The organism is Williamsia sp. z71 (genome assembly GCF_059553375.1).
The window spans coordinates 51,293-63,859 of sequence record NZ_JCANWX010000002.1 but is presented as its reverse complement, the minus strand read 5'-3'; the positions used below and the strand labels follow the sequence as shown (position 1 = coordinate 63,859).

Sequence of the window (12,567 nt, the reverse complement as noted above, 5' to 3'; positions counted from 1 at the left end):
CATGACCAACCACCACAACGGTTTTAGCGGACACGTGGGCCCTCCCTCTCACATCTGTTGTCTCTGTCATGCGTCCGCCGTCTTGAGCCAGTCACACAGGCCTTCGACCACGGATTCGCAACTGCCACAACCGGTTGTCGCGCGCGTTGCCTCGGCCATCGCGCCCGTGCTGCGGGCACCTGTGCGCCAGGCGTCGGTCAGGTTCTTCTTCGACACCGTGTTGCACCGGCAGATGATCGCATCGCCGGGCATCTGCGCCGGACTCGCCGATTCGGTGGCACCCCCGGTGAGATGACCGAGCAGCAACCGCATCCGGTCACTCGGCACCGGCGCCCCCGAGTCGAACAGTTGCGAGATGGTCCCGACCACCTCGGGGTTGCCCAGGAGCACCGCCCCGGCCACCCGATCCTTGCGGACGACCACCTTCGCGTAACGGCCGCGATGGGGATCGGACAACGTCAGCACCTCGGCCTCGAGGTCATTCGGGTCGGTGTCGACCTCACCCATGGACGCCAGGTCGATGTCATGTGCCTTGAGGCGCAGGATCTGTTGAGTGCCCTCGTATCGGACCTCGGTGTCGCCGATCAGGTTCTGCGCCACGGTCTCTGCCATCTCCCAACCCGGCTGCACCAGTCCGTAGACGATGTCCCGGTGCTGGGCGCATTCGCCGATCGCGTACACCGACCGGTCGCTGGTGCGGAGTTCGTCGTCGACCACGATTCCGCGCTCCACCGCCAGCCCGGCGTCGGCGGCGACGTCGACGTTGGGGGCGATCCCGGCGGTCACGATGATCAGGTCGGCGCCCAGGGTCGAGCCGTCGGTCAGGACCACCTCACGACCGGTCCGCGGGTCATCGCGGATGGCGCTGACCCGTCCGCCGAGCACCACGTCCATCCCGATCTCACGCAGGATCCGGGTCAGCACCGCCCCGCCTGCACTGTCGAGCTGCTTTTCCATCGGGTGCGAGCGCGGATGCACAACCGTCACGGCGGCACCCTGCAGGAGTGCGCCGCGGGCCGCCTCGAGGCCGAGCAGACCGCCGCCGACCACCACCACCCGAATACTCCTGCCGGACGCCGATTCCCCCAGCGCCGAGACGATCGTCTCGCAGTCGCGCAGGTTGCGGAAGGCGACCACACCGGGCAGTGTCCGGCCCTCGTCGTCGAGGGCGCCGGCAATCGGCGGGATGAACGCCCGGCTACCGGTGGCGAATACGAGCTTGTCGTAGCGGTGGACGGTTCCGTCGCTGCAGTGCACCGTCTGATCGGTGCGGTCGACGCGCTCGACCCGCACACCGGTGTGGGTCTGCAGGTTCCGTTCGCTGTACCAGTTCGTCCCGCGGATCATGGTGTCGGCCGGGCTGATCCGGCCGGCGACCACATTCGACATCAGGATCCGGTTGTACGCCGACGTCGGTTCTTCACCGATGACGACACTGGTGATGCGGCTGCCGTCGGGGTCGCGCCGGTGCAGTTCTTCCTGCAGGCGCGCACCGGCCATACCGTTGCCGATGATCACCACACGCTTGGTCATGTGGACTCCGTCGGTTCCATCCGCACGGCGCAGATCTTGAACTCGGGCATGCGGCTGGTCGGATCGAGCGCGGGGTTGGTCAACAGGTTGGCGCGTCCCTCGCCGGCATAGTGGAACGGCAGGAACACGGTGTCGGGCCGCAGCGAGTCGATGCACCGGGCCGCGGCAACCACGCAGCCGCGGCGCGAGGTCACTCGCACCTCGTCCCCGTTCGCAATCCCCAGCCGCTCGGCGGTATCGGAGTTGACCTCCACGAACATCGGACCGGCGGCCTCGGACAAGGCCTCCACATGGCGGGTCTGCGCTCCCGACTGGTAGTGCGTGAGAACCCGTCCGGTGGTGCAGATCAGCGGGTAATCGGCGGTCACCGGTTCGGTGGGTCCGTGATGGTCGACGGCCACGAACCTGGCCCGCCCGTCGTCGGTGGCGAAGCGGTCCAGGAACATCCGCGGCGTCCCGGGGTGACCGGGCTGCGGGCAGGGCCAATGGATCGCCTCATCGTTGTCGAGCCGTTCGTAGGTGATCCCGGTGTAGTCGGCGGGGCCTCCGGCAGAGGCCCGGCGCAACTCGTCGAAGACCTCACGCGGATCGGTCTTGAAACGCTCGGCGGGCTGACCGAGGCGGATCGCCAACTCCGAGAGCACTTCCAGTTCACTGCGGGGTCCATCGGGAATCGACACCGCCTGACGTCGGCGCAGCAATCGCCCTTCGAGGGAGGTCATCGTTCCCTCTTCCTCTGCCCACTGCAGCACGGGCAGAACAACATCGGCCATCGCCGCGGTCTCGGACAGCAGGAAGTCGTTGACCACCAGCATGTCCAGCGACTGCAACCGCTCGACGACGTGCCCCGCGCGCGGCGCCGACACCGCGAGATTGGCACCATGGACCATCAGCATCTTCGGACCATCGGGCCGGCCCAGTGATTCGAGCAGTTCGTACGCGCTGCGACCGGGGCCGGGCAGGTCGTCGGGGCCGATGCCCCAGACCCCGGCGACATGCTCACGGGCCGCCGGGTCGGTGATCTTCCGGTAGCCCGGCAGCTGGTCGGCCTTCTGCCCGTGCTCGCGACCGCCCTGACCGTTGCCCTGCCCGGTGATGCAGCCGTAGCCACTGCCCTTGCGGCCACACAAGCCGAGCACCAGCGCCAGTCCGATCACGGCACTGACGGTGTCGGTGCCGGTCGAATGCTGTTCGGCGCCACGGGCGGTGAGCACGTACGCGCCGGTACCTCGATCACGGGACGCGGCCAGCAACGCGACCGTACGCCGCATCGCGCTCACCGGGACGCCACTGGTCCGTTCTGCGCGTTCGGGCCACCACTGCCCGGCGATCCGCCAGAACTCGTCGAATCCGCTGGTGCGGTCGGCGATGTAGTCCAGATCGGCGTACCCCTCGGTCACCGCGATATGAACCATGCCCAAGACCAGCGGGAGGTCTGTTCCGGGCGAGAGCTGCAGATGGACGCCGCCATCGGCGACCGCCCGTTCCACCGTTGCCGTCCGGCGCGGATCGGCGACGACGAGTCCGCCGGCCCGCGCTGCCGTCATCAGGTGGGCGACCATCGGCGGCATCGTCTCGGCCACATTGCCGCCGAGCATCACGATGCACTCCGCAGATCCGATGTCGGCCAACGGGAACGGCAGGCCCCGATCGAGTCCGAAGGACTTGATCCCGGCGGCGGCCGCCGAACTCATGCAGAACCGGCCGTTGTAGTCGATGTTCGAGGTCTGCAGGGCCACCCGCGCGAACTTGCCCAGCTGGTATGCCTTCTCATTCGTCAGCCCGCCACCACCGAAGATCCCCACCGCGTCGGCACCGTGCTCACGCCGGGTTCGGGCGAACCCCCGCGCCACGATGTCCAGAGCGTTGTCCCAGGTCGTCGGCACCAGCTCGCCGTCGACCCGCACCAGTGGCTCGGTGAGCCGGTTCGGGTTGCGGAGTACTTCGGCTGCCGTCCAGCCCTTTTGACACAGCCCGCCCTTGTTTGTGGGGAATTGCCGGGGCGTGATCTCGGCATCGGAGGCGTCGGCACCGGTGATGGCCATCGCACACTGCAGTCCGCAGTACGGGCAATGGGTCCGGGTTCCGACCGACCCATCGGCGTTGCGGCGCAGCGGGATCGTCTGCGTACTCACGGCTGCACCACCGGCGCGGCCGATGCGGCCGGCGCCGGTCCGGGTTGCGGTGCCGATTCGGCCGGTGCGGCGGCGACGGCTGCCGGGATCTCGATCGAACGGCGGACATAGAACCAGTACGTCATGATTCCGGCGATGATGTAGAACGCCAGGAATATCACAAAGGCTTGGGTCGCAGACTGATTGGACTTGTAGCTGTCCCGCAGCACCAGGTTGATGGCCACCCCGCCGAGGCCGCCGAACGCGCCGGCGATACCGATCAGCGCCCCCGACATCGACCGGGACCAGTTGGCCTGACCCACCGCGTTGAGTCCGGGGTTGATCTTGGACTTGTGCTCCCAGATGGCCGGGATGATCTTGTAGACAGAACCGTTCGCGATACCCGAGATGACGAACAGCAACACGAATCCGATCACGAAGGCGGTCAGGGTGCCACCGGTGATCTTCTTGTCGTTGGCGTCCGACAACGCACTCGCGGCGACCAGGATCGACGACGCGGCGACCATGGCGGCAAAGCAGTACATGGTGATCTTGCCGCCACCGATCTTGTCGGCGAGCTTGCCACCGTACGGTCGGCTGATCGACCCGAGAAGCGGTCCGATCCAGGCGATCTGGGCTGCGGCGAGGGCCGGCTTGGCAGCACCGGAGGAGGTGAAGGAGATGTTGAGGACCTGACTGAACGCGAATCCGAAGCCGATGAACGACCCGAAGGTGCCGACGTACAGGATCGAGATGATCCAGGTGTCACGGTATTTGAGGGTTTCCAGCATCGCCTTGCCACTGGAGGTCTGGTGGTCGAGGTTGTCCATGTAGATCGCAGCGCCGATGCCGGCGATCGCCAGCAGCACGAGATAGATCGCACAGACGATCTCGGGTCGATCGGCGGCGAGCCAGATCACCAGCAGGCCGATGAGCTGGATCGCCGGGACACCGATGTTGCCACCGCCTGCGTTGAGTCCGAGGGCCCAGCCCTTGAGTCGCTGCGGGTAGAAGGCGTTGATGTTGGTCATGGAGGACGCGAAGTTACCGCCACCGAAACCGGTGAGTGCGGCCACGAAGAGGAACCAGCCGAATCCGAAGTCGCCGGGGTTCATCATCAGCATGAGGGTGAGTCCGGTGGGGATCATCAGGACGAACGCCGAGAAGATGGCCCAGTTGCGGCCACCGAAGATGGCGGTCGCCTGGGTGTACGGGATGCGCAGGCACGAACCGACAAACGTGGCGGTGGCGCCGATGACGAACTTCTGGTCGAGGGAGATGCCGTATTCGGGGCCCATCAGCAGGGCGAGGGCGGAGAACATCGACCAGATCGAGAAGCCGACGTGTTCACAGATGATGGACCAGACAAGGTTTCGCTTGGCGATGGCGGCGTTGCCCTTGTCCCACGCCTGCACGTCCTCCGGATCCCAGTCGGTGATGTAGTGCTTACGCTTGGTGGCCTTGGCAGTCACGTCGAGCCCCTCCTCGTATGTCCGGGTCAATTACCGGATGACTTGGAGAGACCGTAGAAAATTGGTGTTGCCGCAGTTTTGCAACCAGTGACCGAACAATCACAGTGTTCTCACAACTCACGCCACCAGATCGTGAGAAGTGTTCGACCACAAGATCGAACAGCGCACTCACGTGCGCCGAAATGCCTGATCAGTAGCGTTAAACGAGGAATCTGACCATGTCGGAGACCCGCTTGAGACCGGGCAGTGCGCCCGACGTCGACCGTGGGTGCAGCGCGTGAACGGCCAACCTGAACATGACGGCCCGCAACATCATCTGCGGCCATTCGGGCGTGTCGGCCCAGCGGTCGATCAGACCGTCGTCGGCCCCACCCCAGGCCAGGGCATCGACCACGACCACCGCCGCGGCCCACCCGGCCGGACGCCAGTACGGGGTGATGTCGGTGATCCCAGGTGCCGCGGCGCCGGCGAACAGGACCGTGCCGAACAGGTCACCGTGGACGAGTTGCGACGGCGATTCCACTGGCTTACGAAGTGTGGACAGCGTCTGGAGCATTGCCAGGCTGGTCACACCGTCCGGGGAGGTCGGGTCGCCCATCCCGGCGGCCCGGGCCGATCGCATCGGGACGTCATCCCAGGCAGCGCGATCGGAAGCGGTGAACACGTCGACATCGCTGAACGGCGCCGCAGGCGGCTGCATCAGGAATCGGGGACGCTCCAATTCGGCGGTGGCCTCATGGAGACGGTCGGCCAGTGAGACGACCTCGTCGAAGCGGGGTTCGGGGGTTCCGGCGATATAGGTGTCGGCCCGCCACCCCGACACGACGTACCGGCCGTCGGACGAGCGGATCGGGCGGGCCACCCGGACACCATCGACATAGAGCGTCTCGCGGACCTTCGCCGACCACGCCGCCCTGGCGTGATCGGGTACCAGCGACAGGACCGTTTCGCCGATCCGCCAGCCGCCCTCCCACCCGTCGCCCAATGCCACCACGGGCTGTTCCGTCAACCCGAAGGTCTTGAGGACATGCTCGGGCGGCTCGACGGAGGTCAAGTCAGAGATCACGTGGCCAAGGTTACCGGCGTGACCGCGAGAATCACTGCACGACATCCCGGTGTCGCGGCGCCGGAACGCCGCGACCCCTCGGGGAGCCCGGAAATCAGTAGACGGGCAGGGCCGTGTCCACCTGTTTGGCCCAGGCGGTGATACCGCCCTGCAGATGGGTGGCGTCGGCGAAACCCGCTTTCTTGACCGCGGCCAGCGCCTCGGCGGACCGGATGCCGGTCTTGCAGTACAGGACCGCGGGCCGGTCCTGTGGGAGCTTCGCCAGGCCCTCGCCCGATTCGATGTCGCCCTTGGGGATCAGGGTGGCGCCCTCGATCTTGACGATCTCCCACTCCACCGGCTCCCGGACGTCGATCAGGGCGATCTTCTCGCCGGAATCCAGCCGCTGTTTGAGTTCGACTGCGGTCAGGGTCGAGTCCTTCGCCGCCGAGACACCCTCATCGGAGACCACGCCGCAGAAGGCGTCGTAGTCGATCAGCTCGGTGATCTTCGGCGCGTCCGGGTCCTTGCGCAGGTTGATGGTCCGGTAGCGCATGTCGAGGGCGTCGTACACCATCAGCCTACCGAGCAGGGTCTCGCCGATACCGGTGATCAGCTTGATCGCCTCGGTACCCATGATCGACCCGATCGAGGCGCACAGGATGCCCAGCACGCCACCTTCGGCGCAGGACGGCACCATGCCCGGGGGCGGCGGCTCCGGGTACAGGTCGCGGTAGTTGAGACCGAGCCCGTCCGGCGCATCCTCCCAGAAGACCGACGCCTGACCCTCGAAGCGATAGATCGAGCCCCACACGTACGGCTTGTGCGCGAGCACCGCGGCGTCGTTGACGAGGTAGCGGGTGGCGAAGTTGTCGGTGCCGTCGAGGATCAGGTCGTACTGCTCGAAGAGTTCCACGGCGTTGCTGTTGTCGAGCCGGAACTTGTGCGTGTGCACCGTGACATGGGGATTGATCTCGAGGATCGAATCCTTCGCCGAGTCGGCCTTTGGACGACCCACGTCCGACTGTCCATGGATGACCTGACGCTGCAGGTTGGATTCGTCGACCTCATCGAACTCGACGATCCCGATGGTCCCGACCCCGGCGGCCGCCAGGTACAGCAGCGTGGGCGATCCCAGACCGCCGGCCCCGATGACCAGCACCTTCGCGTTCTTCAGACGTTTTTGCCCGTCGACACCGATGTCGGGAATGATCAGGTGCCTGCTGTAGCGGGCCACCTCTTCGCGGGTCAGCTCTGCGGCGGGCTCGACCAACGGCGGCAAATGTGACACGAACTCTCCTCACGATCAGCGCAACACGCGACGGCCCTGCGGCGGCCATCGGCCTTTGTTGCTCTCCCTGCAACGAGCAGGCGGGGACGAAGATTCCACCGCCGGCGATTCACCAGCGAGGATCACCGTGGGCATCGGTACGGCGGATCCGCCTCACCGCTCGGGGAACGGCCAGGGGTTGGGCCGGCACACATAGCTCCGGTCGGCCTTCATTTCCGGATCCAGTGCCATGATCTCGCTGTTGGCGGTACCGAAGGTCTGTTGCATCATGACCGGGGCCAGTCCCCCGTTGACCTTGCACGGCTCGTGGCCGACGAATCCGATCGCGTGACCGATCTCATGGTTGATCAGGTACTGCCGGTAACCGAGGTCATCACCCTGATACGAGAGCGCCCCCCGGATCCAGCGGGCCTCGTTGAGTGTCACCCGGCCCTCCGGCGGGTAGTAACAGGACGATTCGAGCTGGATCTCATAGCCACACAGCTCGCGCGTGGTCCCCGGGGAGGTGAGTGTGACGCGGAAGTCCGGCGTGCCCTCGTCGATCCGCCGGAACGAGAACTGCCCGTCGCCGATCCAGCTCTTCGGATTCGACAGGGTGGCGTCGACCAATTTGGCGTACGTCGGGTCGCCACCGTAATCGCCTGAGGTCAGCCCGTTCTCCACCTCGATGGTGTACGTGTACTCCTGGCCACCGCCACCGATCGGCGGCGTGGTTCCGGGGACGATCCGGTAGGTGCGGTCGCCGTTCTCGGTGAACGGGCCCCCTTGCGGCAGGGTGCCGGCGGGCAGCTGGTCGGCCTGCACCTCGGCCGGTGGCGCACCGATCGCGGTGGTGACGTTCTTGACGTCGGTGTTGCGGGCCGCATCGGGATCGGAGTCGGCGGCGGTCGTGCCGGGCGAGTTCCCCTGCTCCGATTGCACCGTCGACACGATCATCACGATCGTGAGCACCACCAGAACCGGGATCGCGTACGCGCGCCAGCCATAGGTGGTGACAAAGCGGCCCACCGCGGTCTGCTTCTTGCGTTCGGTGTCCCGTTCGGCCCGCTGCCGGCCGGGGTCACCGGTGGGATCCCAGCGGGCCCGGAGCGGTTGGTCCGGCGCGGGACGTCCCGACGACACGGGAGGATGGATGTCGGTGCGCTGATTGGCCAGTCGTGCCTGGGCCTCGGCCTCGGCGCGGGCAAGCCGGCGGGCCCGCTCGGCGGCACGTCGCGCCTGGTCGGAGTGTTCATTTCCGCCTGCGACGGACGTTCGACGACCAGATGAGCGACGACTGGGCGTCTCGTCTGCACGGCCGGAGCGGTCCGAGGTCACCCGCGGCGAACGTCGCGTCCCTCTGGTCCCCGAGCCTCCCGCATCAGTCACGGCTCAACCTTCTCACAGCCATCGGTGAATCAGCTGTAGGCAACCACCGGTGGCGGCCTGTCAAGACAGATATACCCTCGATCCATGGATGAAACGGTCGCAGCGGGCACAGGGGTGAAGGCGAGCTCAGCCAATGCCGGACGCCGGAGCGTCCGGATGCCACGCAGCGCACGCCGCCTGCAGTTGATGGATGCGGCCAGCGAGATCTTCGTCGAACGCGGTTATCACTCGGCCGGCATGGACGAGATCGCGGTACATGCAGGCGTCAGCAAACCCGTTCTCTACCAACATTTTCCGAGCAAACTGGACCTCTATCTCGCGGTCCTGGACCTGCATGCCGAGTCCATGGTCAACCGGGTCACCTCAGCGTTGCTGACCTCCACCAACAACCGGCACCGCGTCCGCTCGGCAGTGGAGGCGTTCTTCGACTTCATCGATGAGGACAATCAGGGATACCGGCTGATCTTCCAGTCCGATGCTCTCGATCCGGCGGCGATCCGTCGTGTCGAAGGTGCCACCGAGGCGTGTGTCGACGCCGTATACGGCCTGGTGATGCACGATTCGGGACTCGACCCGCACCGATCCCGCATGCTCGCCGCAGGACTGGTGGGCCTGAGCCAGGTCAATGCCCGTCACTGGCTCGACGCCAAGCGGCCGATGACCAAAGAAGAAGCGATCGACATCACTGTCACCATGCTCTGGGGCGGACTCGCCCGCGTGCCGATGCAGCACGCGAACGACTCCGAACTCGACCCAGAGGGCTGAAACAAATCTGATCTAGATGGCGCCGAACCCGACCTTGCGGGATTCGGAGGTGCCGACCTCGACATAGGCGATCCTGGTGACCGGGATCAGATACCGCGCACCTTTGTCGTCCTGCAGACGCAGAATCTGATCGCTCCCCGACAGGGCGGCCTCGACCGCGGCATGGGCTTCGTCGCTGTCCTGGTCGATGTGCACAACCAGCTCGCGCGTGCTGTCGGTGATCCCGATCTTCACATCAACGGCCACAGAATCCTCCATAGATAGCGGTGTACTTCATACAGGTGTGAATCTATCCGCCGGTCCGGCCGGACCTGCATTCAGGCCGAACGGGGTTTACGCCAGCCCCATGTCCGCCATCCGGCGGGCATGACGTTCCTGGATCGAATCGAAGAATCCGGCGATTCCGTTGAGGTCGGTCTCGACGGAGAAGAGCAGCTCCGTCAGATCCTCTTGTCCAGCCAGGACGTACTGGGTCTGGGTGATCGCCTCGCCGAGCAGACGGCGTCCCCACAACGTCAGCGGCGACCTCAGGTTCGGATCGGCGGCAACGGCGTCGCGGATCGCCGCCACGGCAAAGTCCGAATGTCCGGTCTCGGCCATCACCGTGCGGACGACGGCCTCGGAACCCGGCGGCAACGTCCCGGCGATCTCGAGGTAGAAATCTGCGGCCAGCCCGTCGCCGACATACACCTTGACCAGCGATTCCTCCCACGTACTGGGCACCGTCGACGCGTGATAGCGGTCGAGCACCTCCTCGTACGCGGCGATCAACCGATAGACATCGGCCCCGCGGCGCTGCAACTCTTCCTGCAGGGTTTCGAAGTGCGACATCTCCGCCGCGGCCATGCTCGCCATGGCCACCCGGCCGCGGACGTCCGGAGCCATCAGCGCCTCGGACGTCAGGCGATAGAACGCGGCCAACTCGCCGCACGCCAGCACACCGAAGAGCTCGGTGATCCCGGGATGATCGGCCGACACCGAGGTCGAGACCGCGGCCGCAGGCGGTTCGGTTTGTGAACCAGAAGACATGCGGTCGAGTGTAGTGCGCCCGCCCATCGGCGCTTCGCCGGCGCATTCCGCGAGAGGTCGATTCTTCGAGACTGTCAAACGACACGTACACTGCCAGGGGTGGGTCATGCTCAGACGCTGACCTGCACCGAATTTGTGCGCGCACGGACGGCGGCCCGATATCGATCGGACCCGATTCGGCCAGATACCGGTTGCCCGAGTCCTCGGTTGTTCGAGGATGGATGCTGACCTGTTTGGTTGACCCTTGCAGTGCGCGCGGGAGCACATTGCGAAAGGCAATCAACTGAACATCGAAAATGACACCCAGAACCCCGTACTGGACGTCGCTGAAGAAGCGCACGTCATCGTCGCGGAGGACCACGTCTCCCCCACGTTCGCCGAACTCGGCGTCCGCAAGGAGATCGTCGACGCGCTTGCCGCCGACGGAAAAGTCAATACGTTCGCGATCCAGGAACTGACCTTGCCGCTGGCGATGGCCGGTGAGGACCTCATCGGCCAGGCCAGAACCGGCATGGGCAAGACCCTCGGCTTCGGCGTCCCGCTGCTGCAGCGGGTATCCCAGGCGACTGCCGGACCCGGCGAACCCGGGATCCGCAAGCCCGACGGAACCCCTCGCGCACTCATCATCGTGCCGACGCGCGAACTCTGCATCCAGGTCACCGACGACCTCGAGATCGCCGCCAAAGGCCTGCACGTCGACACCGTCGACGGCCAGAACCGGCCGCTTCGGCTGCTCTCGATCTTCGGTGGACGCCCGTTCGAACATCAGATCAGCGAACTGAAGATCGGTATCGATGTCGTTGTCGGTACCCCCGGCCGCCTGCTCGACCTCGCCCGCCAGGGCCATCTGATCCTGGGCAAGGTGCAGGTACTCGTCCTCGACGAGGCCGACGAGATGCTCGACCTCGGCTTCCTGCCCGACATCGAACGCATCATGAGTTCGCTGCCCGACGCCCGCCAGACGATGCTGTTCTCGGCCACCATGCCCGGACCGATCGTCACCCTGGCCCGCACGTTCCTCACGAAACCGACCCACATCCGGGCCGAGCACGCGAACGACTCGGCCATCCACGACCGCACCACCCAGTACGTCTACCGCGCCCATGCGATGGACAAGGCCGAACTCGTCGCCCGCATCCTGCAGGCCGAAGGTCGCGGCGCCACCATGATTTTCACGCGGACCAAGCGGACCGCCCAGAAGGTCGCCGACGATCTCGCCGAGCGCGGATTCGCTGTCGGCGCCGTCCACGGCGACCTCGGTCAGGTGGCCCGCGAGAAGGCGCTCACAGCCTTCCGCGAGGGTCGCGTCGATGTCCTGGTCGCCACCGACGTCGCCGCCCGCGGCATCGACATCGATGACGTCACCCACGTGATCAACTACCAGTGCCCCGACGACGAGAAGACCTATGTGCACCGGATCGGTCGCACCGGCCGCGCCGGACGCACCGGTATCGCGATCACCCTCGTCGACTGGGACGAACTCCACCGCTGGGAGATGATCAGCAAGGCACTCGACCTGGGCATGGACGAACCGGTCGAAACCTATTCCAGCTCACCGCATCTGCGCGAGCAGCTGAGCATTTCCGAGTCGAAGACCGGACGTATCGGTTCGGCCAAGCCGGACCGCGAAGAGCGCGCACCGCGTTCGGGCGGACGTTCCTCCGACGATGAGACGCGCGTGGTCGCAGGACGCCGGGATACGGCCAAACGTCCGTCCCGCCAGCGTCGTCGAACCCGCGCCGGAGAAGGCGACGGAGCAACTGTCGACGCGAGCGTATCCACCGCCACCGCGAGCACCACCGACGACGCCACCGTCACCTCGGCAACCGAGAGCCCGGCTCCGGCACCCAACGGTGCAGAGAGCAGCGATCGTCCCCGTCGTCGACGTCGTCGCCGGTCGAACGCGGGCAGCGGCACCGACACCACGGGTACCGCTTCGGAGTAACTGAC

The 12,567-nt window shown here is 66.0% G+C and carries 10 protein-coding genes; 2 read left to right on the top strand and 8 right to left on the bottom strand.

Annotated features, from left to right (window positions below; genetic code table 11):
• Nucleotides 1-66: 66 nt before the first annotated feature.
• The 6 genes from AC51GR_RS04405 to AC51GR_RS04380 form a co-directional block, all read right to left on the bottom strand.
• Nucleotides 67-1,533: an FAD-dependent oxidoreductase gene (locus AC51GR_RS04405; protein ID WP_496323404.1), complete on the bottom strand. Its 1,467-nt coding sequence runs from the start codon at nt 1,531-1,533 to the stop codon at nt 67-69.
• Nucleotides 1,530-3,668 carry a molybdopterin oxidoreductase family protein gene (locus AC51GR_RS04400; RefSeq protein WP_496323403.1) on the bottom strand — a complete coding sequence of 713 codons (2,139 nt, stop codon included), beginning with the start codon at nt 3,666-3,668 and terminating at the stop codon, nt 1,530-1,532. The genes AC51GR_RS04405 and AC51GR_RS04400 overlap by 4 nt, the downstream gene beginning before the upstream one ends.
• Nucleotides 3,665-5,119, bottom strand: a complete 1,455-nt coding sequence (locus tag AC51GR_RS04395; protein ID WP_496323402.1) for a nitrate/nitrite transporter — start codon at nt 5,117-5,119, stop codon at nt 3,665-3,667. Before AC51GR_RS04395 ends, AC51GR_RS04400 begins: the two co-directional genes overlap by 4 nt.
• Nucleotides 5,120-5,318: 199 nt before the next feature.
• A complete protein-coding gene (locus AC51GR_RS04390; protein ID WP_496324081.1) occupies nt 5,319-6,173 on the bottom strand; it encodes a TIGR02569 family protein in 855 nt (284 codons plus the stop codon).
• A gap of 106 nt (nt 6,174-6,279) precedes the next feature.
• Nucleotides 6,280-7,446, bottom strand: a complete 1,167-nt coding sequence (gene moeZ / locus AC51GR_RS04385) for an adenylyltransferase/sulfurtransferase MoeZ (protein WP_496324080.1) — start codon at nt 7,444-7,446, stop codon at nt 6,280-6,282.
• A 162-nt stretch (nt 7,447-7,608) separates the two neighbouring features.
• The gene (locus tag AC51GR_RS04380; RefSeq protein WP_496324079.1) at nt 7,609-8,610 is read right to left on the bottom strand and encodes a DUF3152 domain-containing protein; all 1,002 of its coding nucleotides are present in this window, start codon (nt 8,608-8,610) and stop codon (nt 7,609-7,611) included.
• A 297-nt stretch (nt 8,611-8,907) separates the two neighbouring features.
• Here AC51GR_RS04380 and fasR point away from each other — a divergent pair, with 297 nt between their 5' ends.
• Nucleotides 8,908-9,588 (top strand): HTH-type transcriptional activator FasR, encoded by a 681-nt coding sequence (gene fasR, locus AC51GR_RS04375; protein WP_496323401.1) that lies wholly within the window; start codon nt 8,908-8,910, stop codon nt 9,586-9,588.
• A gap of 12 nt (nt 9,589-9,600) precedes the next feature.
• Here the strand turns inward: fasR and AC51GR_RS04370 are convergent, their stop codons facing one another.
• The gene (locus AC51GR_RS04370) at nt 9,601-9,834 is read right to left on the bottom strand and encodes a DUF3107 domain-containing protein (protein ID WP_496323400.1); all 234 of its coding nucleotides are present in this window, start codon (nt 9,832-9,834) and stop codon (nt 9,601-9,603) included.
• An 87-nt stretch (nt 9,835-9,921) separates the two neighbouring features.
• A complete protein-coding gene (locus AC51GR_RS04365; RefSeq protein ID WP_496323399.1) occupies nt 9,922-10,617 on the bottom strand; it encodes a ferritin-like fold-containing protein in 696 nt (231 codons plus the stop codon).
• A gap of 316 nt (nt 10,618-10,933) precedes the next feature.
• On the opposite strand from AC51GR_RS04365, the gene AC51GR_RS04360 reads away from it, so the two are divergent.
• Complete coding sequence (locus AC51GR_RS04360; RefSeq protein ID WP_496324078.1) at nt 10,934-12,562, top strand: DEAD/DEAH box helicase; 1,629 nt, start codon at nt 10,934-10,936, stop codon at nt 12,560-12,562.
• The last annotated feature ends 5 nt before the right edge of the window (nt 12,563-12,567 follow it).